This is a genomic window from Bacteroidales bacterium MB20-C3-3 (assembly GCA_035609245.1).
Classification (GTDB): Bacteria; Bacteroidota; Bacteroidia; order Bacteroidales; family UBA932; genus Bact-08.
In genome coordinates, this window is record CP141202.1 from 1356694 (window position 1) to 1374788 (window position 18095).

General features: G+C 41.9%; 19 protein-coding genes. 5 read left to right on the forward strand and 14 right to left on the reverse strand.

Features of this window, described 5'->3' with window-relative positions:
• Positions 1 to 16: 16 nt before the first annotated feature.
• A complete protein-coding gene (locus U5907_06075; protein WRQ32151.1) occupies positions 17 to 1117 on the reverse strand; it encodes an SGNH/GDSL hydrolase family protein in 1101 nt (366 codons plus the stop codon).
• A gap of 9 nt (positions 1118 to 1126) precedes the next feature.
• Entirely contained in the window at positions 1127 to 1990 is an 864-nt protein-coding gene (miaA, locus tag U5907_06080; GenBank protein WRQ32152.1) for a tRNA (adenosine(37)-N6)-dimethylallyltransferase MiaA, read from the reverse strand.
• A gap of 30 nt (positions 1991 to 2020) precedes the next feature.
• Here miaA and smpB point away from each other — a divergent pair, with 30 nt between their 5' ends.
• Positions 2021 to 2473 (forward strand): SsrA-binding protein SmpB, encoded by a 453-nt coding sequence (gene smpB, locus U5907_06085; protein ID WRQ32153.1) that lies wholly within the window; start codon positions 2021 to 2023, stop codon positions 2471 to 2473.
• On the opposite strand, the gene lgt is transcribed toward smpB, so the two are convergent.
• Both lgt and U5907_06095 read right to left on the reverse strand, forming a co-directional pair.
• On the reverse strand, positions 2470 to 3297 hold the full coding sequence (gene lgt, locus U5907_06090; protein ID WRQ32154.1) for a prolipoprotein diacylglyceryl transferase: 828 nt from the start codon (positions 3295 to 3297) through the stop codon (positions 2470 to 2472). The two genes, smpB and lgt, sit on opposite strands and share 4 nt — an antisense overlap.
• A 9-nt stretch (positions 3298 to 3306) precedes the next feature.
• The gene (locus U5907_06095; GenBank protein WRQ32155.1) at positions 3307 to 4257 is read right to left on the reverse strand and encodes an oxidoreductase; all 951 of its coding nucleotides are present in this window, start codon (positions 4255 to 4257) and stop codon (positions 3307 to 3309) included.
• An 81-nt stretch (positions 4258 to 4338) separates the two neighbouring features.
• On the opposite strand from U5907_06095, the gene U5907_06100 reads away from it, so the two are divergent.
• A complete protein-coding gene (locus tag U5907_06100) occupies positions 4339 to 5595 on the forward strand; it encodes a phosphoglycerate kinase (protein WRQ32156.1) in 1257 nt (418 codons plus the stop codon).
• 14 nt (positions 5596 to 5609) lie between these two features.
• Positions 5610 to 7004: a DUF4403 family protein gene (locus U5907_06105; protein ID WRQ32157.1), complete on the forward strand. Its 1395-nt coding sequence runs from the start codon at positions 5610 to 5612 to the stop codon at positions 7002 to 7004.
• Here U5907_06105 and frr read toward each other — a convergent pair.
• Both frr and pyrH read right to left on the reverse strand, forming a co-directional pair.
• The gene (frr, locus tag U5907_06110) at positions 7001 to 7567 is read right to left on the reverse strand and encodes a ribosome recycling factor (protein WRQ32158.1); all 567 of its coding nucleotides are present in this window, start codon (positions 7565 to 7567) and stop codon (positions 7001 to 7003) included. The genes U5907_06105 and frr overlap by 4 nt on opposite strands.
• A gap of 29 nt (positions 7568 to 7596) precedes the next feature.
• The gene (pyrH, locus tag U5907_06115; GenBank protein WRQ32159.1) at positions 7597 to 8307 is read right to left on the reverse strand and encodes a UMP kinase; all 711 of its coding nucleotides are present in this window, start codon (positions 8305 to 8307) and stop codon (positions 7597 to 7599) included.
• A 101-nt stretch (positions 8308 to 8408) separates the two neighbouring features.
• On the opposite strand from pyrH, the gene U5907_06120 reads away from it, so the two are divergent.
• Positions 8409 to 9074: a succinate dehydrogenase cytochrome b subunit gene (locus U5907_06120; protein ID WRQ32160.1), complete on the forward strand. Its 666-nt coding sequence runs from the start codon at positions 8409 to 8411 to the stop codon at positions 9072 to 9074.
• 5 nt (positions 9075 to 9079) lie between these two features.
• On the opposite strand, the gene hemW is transcribed toward U5907_06120, so the two are convergent.
• Both hemW and U5907_06130 read right to left on the reverse strand, forming a co-directional pair.
• A complete protein-coding gene (gene hemW, locus U5907_06125) occupies positions 9080 to 10252 on the reverse strand; it encodes a radical SAM family heme chaperone HemW (protein WRQ32161.1) in 1173 nt (390 codons plus the stop codon).
• Positions 10253 to 10258: 6 nt separating this feature from the next.
• A complete protein-coding gene (locus tag U5907_06130; GenBank protein ID WRQ32162.1) occupies positions 10259 to 11125 on the reverse strand; it encodes a hypothetical protein in 867 nt (288 codons plus the stop codon).
• Positions 11126 to 11221: 96 nt separating this feature from the next.
• On the opposite strand from U5907_06130, the gene U5907_06135 reads away from it, so the two are divergent.
• Complete coding sequence (locus U5907_06135; protein ID WRQ32163.1) at positions 11222 to 11707, forward strand: hypothetical protein; 486 nt, start codon at positions 11222 to 11224, stop codon at positions 11705 to 11707.
• A gap of 9 nt (positions 11708 to 11716) precedes the next feature.
• Here the strand turns inward: U5907_06135 and trmB are convergent, their stop codons facing one another.
• Genes trmB through U5907_06165 form a run of 6 tightly spaced genes read right to left on the reverse strand, consistent with a single transcriptional unit; the run spans position 11717 to position 18068 of the window.
• Positions 11717 to 12451 (reverse strand): tRNA (guanosine(46)-N7)-methyltransferase TrmB, encoded by a 735-nt coding sequence (gene trmB / locus U5907_06140; protein WRQ32164.1) that lies wholly within the window; start codon positions 12449 to 12451, stop codon positions 11717 to 11719.
• 14 nt (positions 12452 to 12465) lie between these two features.
• Positions 12466 to 12933: a hypothetical protein gene (locus U5907_06145; GenBank protein WRQ32165.1), complete on the reverse strand. Its 468-nt coding sequence runs from the start codon at positions 12931 to 12933 to the stop codon at positions 12466 to 12468.
• Entirely contained in the window at positions 12930 to 14132 is a 1203-nt protein-coding gene (gene ricT, locus U5907_06150) for a regulatory iron-sulfur-containing complex subunit RicT (GenBank protein WRQ32166.1), read from the reverse strand. Before ricT ends, U5907_06145 begins: the two co-directional genes overlap by 4 nt.
• A gap of 5 nt (positions 14133 to 14137) precedes the next feature.
• The gene (locus U5907_06155; protein ID WRQ32167.1) at positions 14138 to 15259 is read right to left on the reverse strand and encodes a hypothetical protein; all 1122 of its coding nucleotides are present in this window, start codon (positions 15257 to 15259) and stop codon (positions 14138 to 14140) included.
• Between the two features lie 11 nt (positions 15260 to 15270).
• Complete coding sequence (locus U5907_06160) at positions 15271 to 17127, reverse strand: U32 family peptidase (GenBank protein ID WRQ32168.1); 1857 nt, start codon at positions 17125 to 17127, stop codon at positions 15271 to 15273.
• Positions 17118 to 18068, reverse strand: coding sequence for a tetratricopeptide repeat protein (locus U5907_06165; protein WRQ32169.1), 951 nt, complete (start codon positions 18066 to 18068; stop codon positions 17118 to 17120). Before U5907_06165 ends, U5907_06160 begins: the two co-directional genes overlap by 10 nt.
• Positions 18069 to 18095 lie beyond the last annotated feature (27 nt).

An 18095-nucleotide genomic window follows, 5' to 3' on the forward strand; every position in this document is an offset into this window, starting at 1 on the left:
AACCAATGGCATTAATTTAGTCCCTAAGAAATTTTACAAGGCTTTCTGAAAATCTCTGAAACCCAAGATCTGTTAAGTGCACTCCATCTACAGTGGCCTCATTATCATCTCCTATAAGCCCCTCTCCTCTGACATATTTTATGTTTCTATATCCCTCTTTTCTGAATTTTTCATACAGAGATCTCCAAACCTCATTCTCCTCCTTTATCTCAGCAGCATTTTTACTGTCAATAAACAGATGCGGAAAGCGCGGATTTTCAACCATTATAAAGTATTTACCGGGATTTGCAGATAATATGGTTCTTATAAAATACTCGGCACTGTCTCTTACCATCTGAGCATTCATATTGGGTAGACAATCCAGAACAAGTGTGTGAAAATCCACCATATTTATTGCCTTAGCTATGGCCTTATCCATACGGGCATTACCGGAAAAGCCCAGGTTAATGGTCTCTCTGTTGAGCATCCTGCCAAGTATTGCCGGATAGGCCATCCCGGGTCTTGATGCACAGCCACCCTGAGTAATACTTGTTCCGTAGAATATTACAGGTTTCCTCTCTGTGGAAAATATTAGTGCAGGATTGATGGGCTTACCCAAAAAAGCATCAGGCTCCACGCCAATTTCAAGAGACTCTACACCATCATAAAGCGGAAGATATGCAATATATTCCCTCATAACACTATCACCATTTCTTATAAATGCAGACATACTCTCCTTTGCTACCGGTTTGGCTGTTCCAATATATTTCCACTTATCCCCATCCAGAGTATACAGGTCAAGACCTCTTATTCCTGTATCTGGCATATGATTCATTGAAAAATTGTTTCTCACACTCCACCTTGCCGCAATAACAGGGCTGTCAGACCTGAATCTTACAGCAATCCCGGCTGAATTCACTCCGAGAGAGAGTAAAGACTCTCTAAACTCCCCCCTTAACTGCTCTGGTAATCTGGAATACTCCGCAAGTGGTGTATCATAAGCCATTCCCGTTATCTGGAGCGAGCGGGCATCTGTGTATTTAAGGTCCTTTAGTTCTGTTGCATTAGAAACAACAGGTTTTACCAGTGCAAAAAGGGTAACAGCCAGAAGGCACGAAACTCTGCTTGAAATTTTCATATATTGAATTTATAATTTTATCCACTCTATTTTTACCCCCCTTCTCTCCATCCCTCTAAACCAGGTCATCTGCCTCTTGGCAAACTGATGAATAGCAGTTGCCAGCTGATTTCTCATCTCCTCAAACGAGAGTCTTCCCAGAATATAAAGAGTCACAAACTTATACTCAAGCCCGTAGTAAATCAGGTCATCGGGGTTAATTCCAGAATCGATAAGAGCCTTTACCTCCTCAACCATCCCCTGCCTCAGCCTCTCATCAAGCCGATTGTCAATCCTTCTGATTCTCTCCTCCCTGCTTACATCAATCCCAATATATCTGGTTTTTAATGGTGAGAACTCTTGCCTTTGAGATGGGTTTTCTGAATTGAAAATGGCTATCTCCAAAGCACGAATCACTCTTTTTTTACTGTCAGTATCTGTTGTATTGTGAAGATTTTTATAACCCTTAAGCATCTCCGCAAGCTCCTCAATTGGGAGCCTCTCAAGCCTCTCTCTCAGCTCTGTATTGGGCGGCACCTCTGCCAGGCTGTATCCCATTGTAACAGAGTCAATATACAAACCCGAACCTCCGCAAAGGATGGGCTCTCTGCCCCTTGAAACAATGTCCCTGTAAGCTTTTTGAAAATCTTTCTGATACTCAAAGATATTATATTTTGTACCCGGATTTGCAATATCTATAAGATGATAAGGCACCTCTACTCCATTTACAATATAATCACTCAGATCCTTACCCGTCCCTATATCCATTCCTCTGTAAACCTGACGGGAATCGGCAGAAATAATTTCTCCACCCAACTCCAGTGCCATATTAACGGCATACCTGGTCTTGCCGGAGGCGGTTGGACCCAATATACAAATCAAATCTTGGTTCATTCCACAAATTTACACTATTTTTGCACTCCCATGCCTAAAGCAAAAAGCAAAATAGAGATTAAAAACAAGAGGGCCTCGTTTGATTACGAGTTCCTGGAGACATTTACGGCAGGTGTTGTCCTTAGCGGAACTGAGATTAAATCAATCCGTGCAGGCAAGGCCTCTCTGGCAGATTCCTACTGCTATTTTGCAAATGGAGAGCTCTATGTTAAGAATATGCATATTGCAGATTACTGGTGGGGTAGTTTTAATGCTCACGATCCAAGAAGAGACAGGAAACTATTGCTAAACCGAACAGAGCTCCGCAGACTTTTCAGAGGCTCCCGGGAGAAGGGGCTGACAATTGTTGCAACCAGACTCTTCATCTCTGACCGCGGTTATGCAAAACTAAACATAGCCCTCGCAAAAGGAAAACGCGAATACGACAAGAGACACTCCATCAAGGAGAAGGATATCAGGCGCGAACTTGACAGAGAAAATTAGGCTTTGTTTTTTATCATTGCCGGCTTCCCTCTGGTAATGCTGTAAATCAAAAGGGCTACTCCACCAATTATAAACGGTACGCTAAGCCACTGTCCCATATTTAGTGACATAGTCTGCTCAAATGCAACCTGTGGTTCTTTCACAAACTCAATAAAGAATCTGGCGGCAAAGAGACCTATAAGGAAGAGTGCAAACAGGGTACCTCTTTTAAGCTTAGGGAGGAATCTTTTGTAAATGAACATCAAACCGAGGAAGAGCGCAAGATATGAAAGGGCTTCATAAAGTTGAGTAGGATGTTTTGCTACAGTCTCACCCCTTAACTGAAAGATAAACCCCCAGGGAAGATCTGTAGGATTTCCGTATATCTCGGAATTCATGAGGTTTCCCAGTCTTATCATCATTCCGGCAAGTGCAGTAGCGATGCCCAACCTATCCATAATCCAGAGGAAATCAAATTTATAGGCAGGTCCGTATTTGCGGACAAACCACCACATTGCCAGCAAAATTGCAAGAGCTCCCCCATGGCTCGCGAGTCCCCCCTCCCATACCTTTAGTATCTCAATGGGACGAGCAAGATAGTATTCCGGTTCATAGAACAGACAGTGGCCGAGTCTGGCTCCAACCATTGTTGCTATTAACAGGGTATAGAGAAGGTTCTCAAGAATCCTCTCAGGAACTCCCTCCCTTTTGAAAAACCATTTGAAAATATAGTATCCTATTATAAATCCCGATACAAAAAGAACGCTGTAGTATCTAACCGCAACAGGTCCTATTGAAAATATCTCAGGCGATGGTGCCCAATTGATTGCCAGAAAATTTATCATAATATCAATTTATCTGCTTAACCGGACAAAAACGCTTAATGGCAGAGCCTTTTCAAATTTGTCTTTAAGCATAAGTTCTCCAAATGTAAGTGAATAACTCTTCCCCTTATCCTCTTGTTTCAGTGAAAACGATGTATTAATAAGGGTCTCTGCCAGTACCGCCGAATAACCATTAGAGTAGAGATTCAGTACTACAAAGCTACTCTTTTTGTCAACAATTGTATTTACCTCAGCAAGAAACTCATATAAAAGCTCATCCAGTTTCCACTTCTCTCCGTCAGGGCCATGTCCGTAAGCTGGAGGATCCATTATAACACCCTGATAAATATTACCTCTTCTTGCCTCTCTCTTTACAAACTTTAAAGCATCCTCAATAACCCAGCGGATATTATCCAGACCGCTGAGTTCCATATTACCCTTTGCCCAGGTGACAACCTGCCTGACTGAATCCAGATGAGTAACATCGGCCCCGGCACATTTTGCAGCCAGTGAGGCTGCGCCTGTATAGGCAAACAGATTAAGAATCTTTGGAGGAGCCCCGTTTATTGATTTAATTCTGTTTACCTCACTGAATATAAAATCCCAGTTGGGTGCCTGCTCAGGAAACACCCCAACATGTTTAAAAGATGTAAGACCCATTCTCAGTGAGAAGCGCAGAGAGCCTTTCCTGTATTCAACAGGCCACTGATCATCCATTTTTTTGAGTCTGTGCCAGGTTCCAGAGTCCTCTTTTCCTGCTTTACCAAATCCGGCTCCGGTAGTAAATTTTGTGTGAGCCATTCTGCTCCATTCTGCAGCTGACATAGACCTTTTCCAAAGAGCCTTTGGTTCCGGCCTAATTAGTATGTACTCTCCAAACCTTTCAAGTTTCTCAAACTCTCCCGAATCTAACAATTCGTAATCTTTCCAACCTATTGGGGATTCAAGCAATATCACCTTTTCAACAATTTTAGTTTTCAATAACGCCTCTAAGGTAATTATTTTTGTAAGAATATTTCTAAATTTGCCTCTTGATATAAGACACAATTAACAATTACGAAGATGCAAAAGATTGACAGTTACAACTTTTCAGGGAAGAGAGCAATTGTAAGGGTAGATTTCAATGTGCCACTTAATGAAAACTTCCAGATTACAGACGACACCAGAATTCGTGCAGCCGTTCCCACACTCAAAAAAGTACTGGAGAAGGGTGGTTCGCTTATTATAATGTCACACCTGGGCAGACCAAAAGGACCCACTGATAAATACTCACTCAAACACATAATTGGAGCAATAGAAGAGAAGCTGGGTACTACTGTTAAATTTGCACCTGACTGTATGGGAAATGAGGCAGCTGAACTATCTCAGAATCTGAGACCGGGTGAAGTTCTGCTTCTGGAGAATCTTCGTTTTTATGCAGAGGAGGAGGGTAAACCACGCGGTCTGGCTGAGGATGCCTCTGATGATGTAAAAAAGGCTGCAAAGGCAGAGATCAAAGAGAAGCAGAAAGAGTTCACCAAGAGGCTGGCATCATACGCAGACTGCTACATCAACGATGCATTCGGCACTGCACACCGCGCCCACGCATCCACTGCTCTTATAGCAAAATACTTCCCTCAGGACAAAATGTTTGGCTATGTAATGGAGGGTGAAATTAAAGCAATAGATAAAGTTCTTCACTCACCTGATAAACCTGTAACAGCAATTATTGGAGGGGCTAAGGTCTCTTCAAAGATAACTATCATTGAAAAGTTGTTTGATGTTGCAGACAACATGATTATTTGCGGAGGTATGGCCTTCACATTTGCTAAAGCAAAGGGTGGAAAAATTGGTCTCTCATTATGTGAAGATGACCAGTTGGAACTTGCGCTTACAACATTGGAGAAAGCAAAAGCAAAAGGGGTTAATATTATCTTTGACGGAGAGGTTGTTGTGGCTGATAAATTCAGTAATGAAGCAAATAAGCAGACTTGCGATATCTATAATATTCCTGATGGATGGATGGGTATGGATGCTGCCCCTTCTACACTTAAACTATGGGAAAATATACTAAACTCTTCCAAAACCATTCTGTGGAATGGCCCTGCCGGAGTATTTGAGATGCCTGAATTCGCACACGGCACTTTAAGGATAGCAGAGATTCTTGCCCAGGTTACCGCTAAAGGAGCCTTTACACTTGTAGGAGGCGGAGATTCCGTTGCCGCAGTTACTCAAATGGGATACGCAGACAAAGTAAGCTATGTCTCAACTGGTGGAGGAGCAATGCTGGAGTATCTTGAGGGAATTGAACTTCCCGGAATTAAAGCTGTAAAAGAGTAAATCAGAGAGAAGCAATGCGCAGGCCGGGCATTATTTTATGGGTGGCATATTTGCTTACCCTGCTGATAGCGGGCAGTTGCGGTAGTGCTTTAAAGATAGAGGGGCCTCCGGAGTCATATACTCCTGAGGCCTTTCTTCCATCTCCATCTGTTCTGCCTATTGTTGCCGAAATTGACCTCAAAGGTCTGGAGAGATCTGTAAACAGGAGGTTTGAGGGGCTGCTCTATGAAAACACAGGAGAAGAGAAAAAAGATCTGGAGATTAAGGTATGGAAAGCCGGAAACTTCTCTGTGTTTGCAAACAATGATGAAATTTCATACAGAATACCTCTGAAAATATGGAGCAGGTTTTCCTGGAAAGTAGAGAAATTCGGACTCAGTATAAGTGATAAATATGAGGCGACCGGGAGTTTGGCTCTTATCTATAAAACAAAATTTAATGTAGATTCTGAGTGGAATCTTAAAACAAGGACAACATCGGCAGGATACAACTGGATTGAATCTCCAAAGATGAGCATTGCAGGAGTATCCATTCCGGTAAAACCCATAGCAGATTTTGCTCTGTCAAAAACAGAAAGACAAATTACCCGGGAGATTGACAAATCAATTGCCGAGTCATTTAACCTTCGGGAGTATGTTGAGGGGTTCTGGAATTATCTCCAGGAACCTGTCCAAGTAGATAGCACATTCGATGTGTGGGTTAAAATTACTCCTGCAGGAATAGCTCTCTCTCCTATTGGATCCGCTTCAGGAAAACTTATTATCCCGGTTACATTTACCGGAGAGGTTGAATCTATCGCAGGAGACAGCATCAAAGTTTCCAGCCCGATTGCCCTTCCACCTTTGGGAAAAAATCAGGATAATCCGGGAAAATTCAATATTAATGTAAAGGCCGATGTTACATTTAGCCAGATTACCAAAGCAGCAATGATGCAGCTTGCCGGAATGGAATTTAAAGAGGGAGGAAAAAGCATCCTTGTAAAAGGGCTGAATCTATACAGCAGCTCAGGAAAGGCAGTTCTTGAGATGGATGTTGAGGGCTCTCTTAAGGGACGGCTGTATCTTACCGGAGAGCTGGTTTATAATCCAGACTCTCTCTCTGTTTCAGTAATTAATCCGGAATTTGATGTAAAAACCAGAAATGCTCTGGTTAAATCTGCCAACTGGCTTCTTCACGGAATGTTACTCAGAAAATTACAGCCATATCTTACTTATAAAATTGACAGTTTACTTGAGGATGTTAGGCTGGAGACAGACAATATGTTAAAAAAATACTCCCTTATGGAGGGAGTATATCTTATGGGAAATTTGCATGCTGTAAAAGTCACCAACATCAGTATGATTCCGGGAGCTGTCCGAATCAATGCAAGCCTGAGCGGAGATGTTAAGATAATTACAACAGATTTTTAAACTGTAAGGATCTCTTTCTCCTTAACTGCCAGAGCCTCTTCAATCTTCTTGTTGTAGTTGTCTGTCTCTTTCTGAAGAATTGACTCACCATCTTTAGCCACATCTTCCGGAAGACCATCTTTCTGATATTTCTTAAGAAGATCAACTCCATCTCTGCGTGCATTCCTCACACTGATTTTTGCATTCTCACCCTCTGCCTTTACTCTTTTCACAAGATCCTTTCTTCTCTCCTCAGTGAGCGGCGGAACATTAATCCTCACATGCTCTCCGTTGTTTGATGGTGTAAATCCAATATTGGCAACCATAATGGCCTTCTCAATCATTGGAATCATCTTTTTATCCCAAGGCTGAATCAGCATGGTTTTAGCATCAGGAGTGGTTATACTGGCTACCTGAGGAATAGGTGTGGGCGAGCCGTAGTAGTCAATCATCACATTGTTGAAGACTGCAGGGTTAGCTTTTCCTGCCCTGTATGTCTTGAGCTCCTCTTCTAGGTGCAGCAACGCTTTATGCATTTTATCCTTAGCTGCATCAATTACCTCTTTCTGTTTGCTTATATCCATATTCTTAGAATTAATTTTACAAAGATAGATTATTGTGTGGAAATTATTGTTCCTATACTCTCCCCTTTAACAATTCGTAAAAGGTTACCTGCTGTATTCATGTTAAAAACACCTATTGGCATTTTATTCTCTTTACAAAGAGCAAAAGCTGTCATATCCATCACTTTAAGATTATCAGCCAAAGCTTTGTCATAAGTTAAACTATGGTATTTTACGGCATCCCTGTTTTTCTCCGGATCACTGTCATAAACGCCATCCACCCTTGTACCTTTAAGAAGAATATCTGCACTTAACTCTACTGCCCTGAGAGCAGAAGCAGAGTCTGTTGTAAAGAAAGGGTTACCTGTTCCCCCGGCGATAATAGCCACACCCCCTCTCTCTAAAATAGACAGAGCACAGTCCCTTATATAATAGTTTGCAAAGGGTTCCATTGGTGTAGCACTGTATACCACAGCTTCAACCCCCAGCCCCTTCAGAGATAGCGAGAGACCTATACTATTAATAACTGTTGCGAGCATCCCCATCTGGTCACCTCTCACTCTGTCAAAACCCATCTTTACACCGGAGAGACCTCTGAAGATATTACCCCCTCCAATAACTACAGCTACCTGAACACCCATAGAGGTGAGTTCTTTAATTTCTGAGGCATATTTTTCAAACATATCCTCATCTATACCTTGGCCATCCGGCCCTCCTAGACTTTCTCCGCTCAATTTGAGCAGAACTCTTTTGTATTTCATTAGTAGGATTTATCAAACAAAAATAGCCAAATATTATGAAAATACCAAGTTAGGGGTTATCTTTGCGGCGGCTTGAAAAGAGTAATCAAAAGATAAAAAATATGGCAAACATTTTCACATCGTCTATCGGCAAAAAGCTTGTAATGAGCATATCCGGACTATTTTTGATTTTATTTCTACTGGTACACCTACTGGCAAATTCCGCTTACCTTTTTGGGCCGGAGGCTTTTGATACAATTATTGTGATCATGAGTTCCCCAGTTGTTGTTGCTATGGTTCCGGTTCTGGCAGCAGGTTTTGCTGTTCACATTATCTATGCACTTATTCTTAACAGAATGAACTACAAAGCAAGAGGGAAAGAGAGATATGCTGTTACTCACAAGGGCGAAGCAGACTCATGGGCATCAAAAAACATGCTTGTACTGGGATTGATTGTTCTTGGTTTTCTGGTTTTCCACCTTTCACATTTCTGGGCTAAAATGCAGCTTCCGGAATTCACCGGTGGTCATGCAGAGAATGTTAATGATTTAATGCATATTACATTTGGCAACACTTTCATTTACATATCATATATTGTTTGGTTTGCAGCTCTGTGGTTCCATCTTACCCACGGATTCTGGAGTGCTCTTCAGACTGTTGGGGCTAATAACCAGAAATGGATTCCCAGACTAAAAGCAGTATCATATATATATGCAACTGTAGTTTGCGGAGGATTCGTGATAATTGCAACTACTGCGTTCCTCAGAGCTAACGGCTACATAGGCTAGCTTAGTTATCTAAACAGTACCCTGATAATCCCGTCAGAGAGAAATAACTTTCCTGACGGGATTTTTATATTCCCGCCATCTCTTTGCAGTTCTCCTTTTTCAACCAGAAAGTTTATCTCATTTAAAAATGAGTCCCTGTCAACACTCTTAAACTTATCAAGCAGTACTGTTAAATTAAGTCCCTCTACTCTTCTTAAAGAGAGCATCAGACTCTCGTTGAAAAGGTCGTTTTCTGTCAAAACTTCAGTGGTAATGTAACCCTCCCTGTACCCTTGAGTTAGAGACAATGCAATACCTTCAGCAGAGTATCGTTTTATATAAGCACCCAGTGAAGGTCTGTTTGCATATCTCCGCACCCCGTCAAAAGAGTGTGCAGCAGGTCCCAGACCAAGATATGGAGTGTGATTCCAGTAACTGCTGTTATGTTTTGCCTCCCTCCCCTTTAATGCAAAACTAGAGACCTCATACTGCACATACCCCGCCTCTGCAAGTGTTGTTTGCAGAGTAGAGTACTGAAAATACGAGACATCATCCTCCAGAGGTTTGTAATCACCCTTTTCATAGTCCGCCCCCAACTTGGTTCCAGGTTCAATGCTAAGTTGATAGGAAGAAATATGATCAGGTCTGAGAGAGATAGCTGTTTTAAGGTTATCACTCCAATCTTCAGCAGAGAGCCGGTCAAAACCAAAAATAAGATCAATACTTATATTGTCAAACCCCACCTCTCTTGCAATATTATAGGCTTTGACAGCTGCAGCGGATGTGTGCCTTCTGTTCATCCATTTAAGATGAGTATCTTTAAACGACTGAATGCCCATACTGAGTCTTCTGACCCCGGCTCCATAAAGCCCTCTCAGATACTCCTCCGTTACATCATCAGGATTAACCTCAACAGTAAACTCATCCAGATCCCCTACATCTCCCAACCTACTGTCTTTACAGACTGTATGAGCAATTTCTGCAATAACTTCAGGAGTAATCAAAGAGGGAGTACCACCCCCAAAATAGAGAGTGTTATTCCTATCTGAAATACCATTGAAAAAACAACTCCTGGTTCCTGATTCAAGCAAAAGTGCTTCAGTGAACTTAGATACCCTTTTACCCGCCTTTACAGAGTAGAAATCACAATATGTGCAAAACTGCGAACAGAAGGGGATGTGTATATAGATACCGGCCAAAATATATTACCTTAACTGAAGCTCACCAGAGCCCAGTTTTGTCTCCTCGGTGAAAACATCCACTGTGTAAAGCCCCTTCAGGTACGGAGGATTGCCCTGGTAGAATACACAAATCTCAATCTCCTCTCCCTGGTAATCAACCTCTCTTGATGCAGAGTATATCATCTGTTCTCCATTAAAAGAGAAGATTTGTTCCTGACCGGAGGTCAAAAGAATTCCGTCAGGTCCTTTAATCCTTATAAAAACTCTTCTTGGACCTTTTGTGGCAATTGAATTTTCAACGAGACTCAAACAGGTACGAAGTTTAGCTGTTCTGCTGCTCCTGTCAGTATCCTTATTTGAAGAGTTGATTGCAGTCATTACAACACCTCTGCCCTTAACCACAGAGCCTATCTGGACCTGTTTTGCGTACTCCTCAGTTGTTGACTGTAGCTCCTGGAACTTCTCTTTACTCTGCTTGGCCTCGGTTCTTGCCTGAGTAGCCTCGTGCCTGAGCGAAATATTAAGTGTGTTAAGAGAGTCAATCTGCTTAATATATCCTCTCATTATACTCCTTAGTGTGCCAAGTTCCCTCTCATACTCCCTTAACTTAGACCTGTTAGTTGCCTCAGTACTTTTGACTCTTTCAATAAGCTGAGCAACCTTCTCTCTCTCTACGGTCAACTGAACATTAAGCGAATCATTATTTGAGGAGAGACCCTGATAGTCTGCCTGCAACTGTATCATCTCTCCTGTGAGCTTCTCTTTCTCCACAGTAAGATCATCAATAACACCACTTCTCTCTACCCACATCCAGGCAAGAACTCCCACAAGAACCACTGCAATGGCAGCAAGAACTATTACAATAGTTTTCAGTTTCTTTTCGTTTTCCATAATATTGATTTTACTCGTGAATAAAATAACTCCAAATACAAAAATAGAAATTTTTAGTAGCTTTGCCTTAACATAACCAATAATATTAACAAGGAAATGGCAGGTTTTAACTTTACGCAGTATATTACCAGGGCCCTCAAATATGCAATATATCTGGGAGTTGTATTTGTTCTGATTGTCTCTGTTTTCTCTCTCACATCTTCAGGTGAGTTTGACTACAAAAACCTGTTTCGCCCCGGAACAGGCTACCAGCTCATAATATTCTTCGTTGTTGTATCTCTGATTTACCCCATTTTTGGATTTGCAAAGAGAAAAGTCTATCTGAACAATGGATTTGCCAATGACAGAGATAAGATAATGGAGATATTTACAAACAGTAAATATTCAGTTATCTCTGAGACACCGGACTCAATAAAATTCAAACATAACTCTCCTATGCTCAGACTTATGAGGATGTACGAAGATACCATAACAGTAAATATTTCTGACAATCCTATCATTATTGAGGGGCTCCGTAAAGATGTATACAGAATTGCCAGAACAATTGAGTGGCATATAAGAGATGACCGCAAAGAGGATTAATCTTTAATATTATCTCGGATATTTATCGTGGTCCCACTCAGGGGCCACGATTTTTTTATCAGAAGGCAGTCTGAAACTCAAATAGGTTATTGGATGACCCTGGGATATAAATTGCTCTTCGTAATAAGTCTTTACTGAAAGTAGTTCTGCGATCTCCCCTGAAATACTCCCGTTATTAATTGAGCCATACACATCCTTGACCATCTCCAGAACTTCCAGATTATTCTTTTCTGCCAAAGCACATGTGTATTCGTGAAGATAGGGGCTATCTGTCTTAAGGTGGATGACTCCCCCGGAAACCAGGAATTTTTGGTATCTTTCCAGAAACACAGGAGCCGTAAGCCTCTTGTTATCCCGTCTGATCTGAGGATCTGCAAATGTTATCCATATTTCAGAGACCTCTCCCGGTGCAAAAAGCCACTCAATAAATTCAATCCTTGTTCTGAGAAATGCAGCATTATCCATACCGGACTCAGTAGCACTCTTGGCACCTCTCCACAATCTTGCCCCTTTTATATCCATCCCGATAAAATTCTTATCAGGATATCTTTTAGCCATATCTATTGTGTATTCTCCTCTACCGCACCCCAATTCCAGAACTATCGGTTTGCCGTTTTCAAAATATAGCTCCTGCCACCTTCCCTTTATATAATAGTCTTTTCTGAAGACCTCTTCAAATTCAGGCTGGAAGAGACATTTAAAGCTTTTGTTCTCCTCAAATCTGCGCAACTTATCCTTTCCCATAAAAATATCAGAAATTATCTTTTACTGAATATAAACCCAAGTTCTGTAAGCCCACTAACAGGATTACTTCCCTCAATTAAATCAACTCTAAAATACCAGGTCCCATTTTCAGGGAGAGTCACCCTGTTTCTGTAACTCCATTTATAATCCCTCCAGACACCAGATCTGGCATACGACGGATATGCAGAGTTATTATTAGCATTAAGTCTCAGCGTATCTGCATATATCTTACCGGCAGGAGAAATAATTCTAATGATCAGGGGTATTTTATCCGCTTTAGAAGAGTGGTGAATCCTGGCGTAGACATCAATATCATAAAAACAACTGGAGTCAGTTGATGGAACTCTGTACTCCAGAAACTCTCCCGAATCAAATTCTCTGTCTGAAGGCCTGTCGCTAAAGGCCACAACATTATCTTCGCTGTTTGTACAAGCAACAGTTGTAAAAAATATAATAATCAGCAGAGAGAGTGTCCTGCTCACTTTGAATTCTGATTGTTCTGGTTTCTGTTAGGATTCTTATTAAGCTTTCTTGGTCCATTATTCCCGCCATTTTTTTGAGGCCTGAAATTCTGACGCTTACCATTTCCCTGACCCTTATCATCAAATCTGCTTATGCTGTCATCACCAACTGAAGTAACAAACTCGGGAGATTTAGCCTCCACATCAGGCATAAGACTTTCACACTTTACTCCTCTGGCATTCATCCTTAGAATCTCTTTAACTCTAAAGGCATCCACAGGAAACATATTAGTCATACTATTCTGTTCATATGAAAACCACATTATGCCTTTAAGAGTATCCGTTTTCACCAGATACGCCGGGCCATCCTCTGTATCAAGAGGCTCTCTTACATATGGCATACTTGTCTGAGCATCTATATAGGTTGCGGCCTCATAATTTATACAGCACTTAAGTTTGCTGCACTGTCCGGCCAGTTTCTGCGGATTAAGAGAGAGGTCCTGACTCCTTGCCGCCTGCGTAGTAATTGACTGGAAATCCGACATATATCGTGAACAACAAAGCTCCTGTCCGCATACTCCCACACCACCAATCAGGCCAGCCTCCTGACGCGCCCCTATCTGCTTCATCTCAATTCTGATTTTAAACTCCTCGGCAAAATTCCTTATAAGCTGACGAAAATCAACTCTTTCGTCAGCTATGTAATAGAATATAGCCTTAGTCCCATCTCCTTGAAATTCAACATCTCCAATCTTCATATTGAGTTCCAGCTGAGAGGCAATCTGTCGTGACCGAATCATGGTTTTATGCTCTCTGGCAATAGCCTCCTGCCACCTCTCAATGTCAAGCACTCTCGCTTTTCTGTATATCTTTTTGAACTCAAAGGTCTTTTTATCAATATTGTGCCGTTTTAGCTGTTTAAGAGCCACAGGCCCTTTTATTGTCACAATTCCCACATCGTGACCATTGACAGCCTCAACCACCACTATATCTCCAATATTATAAGATATACCGGTCTCATTTCTGAAATATAGCTTTCTTGTATTCTTAAATCTTACTTCGTAAACCTCCTCTTTATCGAGATCCGGAACACCGCACATCCAGTCGAAAACATTTAGTTTACAACACCCTCCCTTGAAGCCACAGGCCAGCTCACCATCATCAGAACGATGGGCTGTTGTTCCCCTGCTGCAGTCATATTTTATATTAATTGTATCCATATTTGCTACAAAGTTAGAAAAAAGCGGTTAGCAAGGTCTGCAAAAATATATTTTGGATTTATGTTCCTCTCAATATCTGCCATGGCCCCGTTTACCAAATCCATACCTCTGTTATAAAAGGCCGGATCAATTTTATTTGCCCAAACCCTGAATGTCTCCAGTCTGTTTGCAGGTATAAAAGATATCTCATCAGCCCCGAGATTTAACATATAAATTCTCCTGATGTTTTCAAGTAATACCCTGCAAAAAGAGAGCTGATTCTCCCTGGTAAACTGAGCAACCTCCTCCCATACTCTGATAGAGCCTTCAAGATTCTTAGATAAGGAGGTGTTTATAAGCGCCTCGGCCAGCTGGTCGTATCTGCTGTCTTCAGAAGATTCTGAAATAAGAGAGAGAGCCCTGCTTACGCTTCCTCCCGACATTCCGGCCCAAAGCAAAGCCTCTCCAGTCTGTATAGATAGTTTTTTCTCAAGAAATAATGCCAGCGAAGATCTCTCAACAGGCGGAACTCTTAAGAGCCTGCATCTTGACTGTATGGTAGGGAGAACCTTTTCAGGAGACTGGCTTACAAGAATGATAAAAGTATCTGCAGGTGGTTCTTCAAGTAATTTAAGGAGTTTATTTGAGGCCTCCGGGTTCATTCTCTCGGCAAGCCATATTAACATATATTTATTCCCCCCCTCAAAAGAGGTCATTGTAAGTTTTTTGAAGATAGCCGATGCCTCTGCCACAGAGATGCGTCCCAATTTGTTCTCAACTCCGCATAACTCGTTAAATTCCTGCTCTGTAACATATGGATTATTCTTTATAGCCTCTCTCCATATTGCTATAAAGTTATCGCTAACCGTTTTACTTCCTCCTGACGACGATGTACTCACAGGGAATGCAAAATGGAGGTCCGGATGAATCATTTTTGATATTTTGCTGCAAGAGGGGCAACTGCCGCAAGAGTCACCATCTTTCCGTTGTTTGCAGGAGAAGTACTGAATGAATGCAAGAGCTAAAGGTAATGCACCAAACCCAGGCTCCTCAGTAATAAGCATAGCATGCGGAACCCTGCCAGAATCAACAATCTTCACAAGCTCGTTTTTAGACCCTTCCAAACCTGTCACTTCAGAGAACCTCATCTTATTAAAATTTATCCAAATATAACCATTTCACATTTACCACAGTCAAAGCCGAGTCTGAACCTCCTTCCGCCATTTACTAGATAAAGAGGCTCATCCATTTTCCCTCTGTAACCCTCGGAAGGACATTTTCCAATCTCATATTTGATACAATATTTGCACCTCATAAGTTCTGCCTCCTGAGGAGGCTCTATCTCAAATGCTCTCTCTGTTTGTAGAGCTCCAAGCTCTTTGAACAATTCATCTGAGAGGGAGTTTGCGGAGTTCCCGAGATATGTTACCCTCTTCCCCTCCAGAGGCCTCCATGTGATTATATCTCTTCTGACCTCTACTCTTCTCTCGCATAACCTTCTCTCACTCCATTGTCTCTCCCTTTCACTGTCCAGCCTTATAGCCAACTCTCTTCTTATACCGTTAAGAGCTGAGACAGGCAGGAAGGGAAGATCCCCACAGCCCTTTATTTCGGCCTTAAAAAGATATACCCCTGAACTTTTTGAAAGCTGTCCTAAAATACTTTCTGCTGCCCTCTCCCTGTTTTTAGCCTGATCAAATGGGCCCTCTGTTTTAAGGGTAACTTTTACACCATCTTCACTTACCCCCTCTGCTACAATTCCGGAAAGATCTGCATCTATGCAGAGCTTAACATCAATTAGCCTTTTGGGCATATTTGCCTCCAGCTCTTTCTCAAACAGCCTGTTGTAATTCCTGTAAATATTTGTACCGGGAGCTATATCGGGCTGATCATTTATCATCACAAATCCCTGAGATGCAACATTTACCCTCACACCCAAAACCTCTCCGTTCTTGTCAGTAAAACATATCCCGTCACCATTTTCAAGACGGGCAAAAGAGTCTAACTCTATTCTGGAGGAGCCCCCTCTTTCAAAATGAATCTCCTTAACTCTCCCTACCAACTCTCCCGATGCTTTCGCAATATCCCCGCTGCTCCACGCTCCCCTCTCACCATCAATAAAGAGATTTGTATATCCTCTGTTAAATGTGTTTTCCGGCCGGGGTGTAAATCCTCCATAAAGTCTTCCGCTTGATGCCTTGATGAATTTTTCATCCTTCTGAATAAAATTATCCAGCAGAGATCTGTAATACCTTACAACATTCTTGATGTATGAGATATTTTTCAATCTCCCTTCTATTTTAAAAGAAGATACCCCTGCATATGCAAGTTGAGGTATATACTCTCCAAGGTTGAGATCCTTCAGAGAGAGGAGTGGTTTATCTTTTACCAGAACCTTGCCTCCGGAATCTTCCAGATTGTATTTTGACCTGCAAGCCTGAACGCAAGAACCTCTGTTTGCACTTCTTCCTGCTATCCTCTCGCTCATATAGCACTGCCCACTGTATGAGACACACAAAGCACCATGGATAAAACTTTCCAGGTCAATTGTTGTATTTGCCCGAATCTCCATTATCTGTTCCCGGGAGAGCTCCCTGGCCAGGATAAGTCTGCTGAATCCAAGCCCTTCCAGCATCTTTGCCTGTTCAACACTCCTGATATTTGTCTGAGTGGATGCAAAAAGCGGAACAGGAGGTAATTTTGCTTTAAGTAGTCCAAGATCCTGAATAATCAATGCAGAGCAGCCGGCATTCCATGCCTGATTTGCAATCTTCTCAGCCTCCTTTATCTCGCTCTCATACAGGATTGTATTCAGTACAAGAAACACCTTAGTCCCAAATTTTGAGGCATACCGTGCAAGCTTCTCAACATCCTGCATTGAATTTCCTGCAGCCTCCCTTGCACCAAATGCAGGTCCGGCTATATAGAGAGAATCGGCACCGCAATCTGTTGCTGCAATGCCGATCTCTAAATTTCTGGCAGGTGCCAGCAGTTCAAGTTCTCTCCTTAATTGCACTTAAGTTGTGTTTTCACTTTATATTCGGCAATCTGTTTGTATGTAGGATCAGTTAATATCTGTTTGTAATACCCGCAAGCCTTAGCGTTGTTCCCTTTGCCTTCATATGCTGTTGCCAGATTGTAAAGAGTTGATGCCTTATCTTTTGCATTTGTATCCATTGCATAATACTTCTCGAGTGTTTCAATTGCATCATCAAACTTTTTTAGTTGAACTGCAGAGAGTCCCATAAGCTTAAGAGACTGACCTGACTCGTTATACTCGTTTGATTTCTTTGCATTTTCAAAAACACCTGCCCAGTTTTTTGCACCCATCAGAGCAGCAGATTTCTTGAGGTATATTACCGATAGTTGTCTGGAAGCGTTATCTTTTTCTCCAAGTTCCATTGCCTTTTCAAAAGCAGCTACTGCCTCAGCCTCTTTGTTTATACGGCTTAAAGCCATACCTGTTCTCAGGTAAGCTGTTCCGTTTTCAGGATCTGCCTTTATGACCTTTGCATACTCCGCAGCAGCCTCTGCAAATTTGCCGGTATTCAGAAGTTCATTTGCATCTGCCATCAATACCTGAGGGAGGAGTTCTGTTGCTTCTGTAACAACATCAGCAACAGAGTAGCTTTTGCCTGTCTCTATCGCCTTTTTTAGCTGTATTACAGCGCCATCAATATCTTTAGCCGCTGCAAGTTCTTTTCCGTATCTAAGGTGAATTTGCGGGATTATACTCTTTGCCTCCGCGAGCATTGTCTGACCCTCTTCACCCAGACCCTCAAGCATTTTCAGCGCCTTATTGAAATTTTCAAGTGCAGAGATGTAGTTGCCATCATTCAAAGATGTTGCTGCTGCATTATAGGTTTCCGTTGCTGCTGCAAGGTCTTGAGCCTGGATTGTTCCGGCAGACAACAGTGCTACTGCACAAATTGCCAAAAATGTCTTGATTTGTCTCATCAGTTGTTTTTTTTAAACGATTCATGC

What these genes read in the sequence shown, in the direction of transcription:
- U5907_06075 (WRQ32151.1), bottom strand. Translation starts at nt 1,117, where the DNA reads ATGAAAATTTCAAGCAGAGTTTCGTGCCTTCTGGCTGTTACCCTTTTT.
- miaA (WRQ32152.1), bottom strand. Translation starts at nt 1,990, where the DNA reads ATGAACCAAGATTTGATTTGTATATTGGGTCCAACCGCCTCCGGCAAG.
- smpB (WRQ32153.1), top strand. Translation starts at nt 2,021, where the DNA reads ATGCCTAAAGCAAAAAGCAAAATAGAGATTAAAAACAAGAGGGCCTCG.
- lgt (WRQ32154.1), bottom strand. Translation starts at nt 3,297, where the DNA reads ATGATAAATTTTCTGGCAATCAATTGGGCACCATCGCCTGAGATATTT.
- U5907_06100 (WRQ32156.1), top strand. Translation starts at nt 4,339, where the DNA reads ATGCAAAAGATTGACAGTTACAACTTTTCAGGGAAGAGAGCAATTGTA.
- U5907_06105 (WRQ32157.1), top strand. Translation starts at nt 5,610, where the DNA reads ATGCGCAGGCCGGGCATTATTTTATGGGTGGCATATTTGCTTACCCTG.
- frr (WRQ32158.1), bottom strand. Translation starts at nt 7,567, where the DNA reads ATGGATATAAGCAAACAGAAAGAGGTAATTGATGCAGCTAAGGATAAA.
- pyrH (WRQ32159.1), bottom strand. Translation starts at nt 8,307, where the DNA reads ATGAAATACAAAAGAGTTCTGCTCAAATTGAGCGGAGAAAGTCTAGGA.
- U5907_06120 (WRQ32160.1), top strand. Translation starts at nt 8,409, where the DNA reads ATGGCAAACATTTTCACATCGTCTATCGGCAAAAAGCTTGTAATGAGC.
- U5907_06130 (WRQ32162.1), bottom strand. Translation starts at nt 11,125, where the DNA reads ATGGAAAACGAAAAGAAACTGAAAACTATTGTAATAGTTCTTGCTGCC.
- U5907_06135 (WRQ32163.1), top strand. Translation starts at nt 11,222, where the DNA reads ATGGCAGGTTTTAACTTTACGCAGTATATTACCAGGGCCCTCAAATAT.
- trmB (WRQ32164.1), bottom strand. Translation starts at nt 12,451, where the DNA reads ATGGGAAAGGATAAGTTGCGCAGATTTGAGGAGAACAAAAGCTTTAAA.
- ricT (WRQ32166.1), bottom strand. Translation starts at nt 14,132, where the DNA reads ATGGATACAATTAATATAAAATATGACTGCAGCAGGGGAACAACAGCC.
- U5907_06155 (WRQ32167.1), bottom strand. Translation starts at nt 15,259, where the DNA reads ATGAGGTTCTCTGAAGTGACAGGTTTGGAAGGGTCTAAAAACGAGCTT.
- U5907_06165 (WRQ32169.1), bottom strand. Translation starts at nt 18,068, where the DNA reads ATGAGACAAATCAAGACATTTTTGGCAATTTGTGCAGTAGCACTGTTG.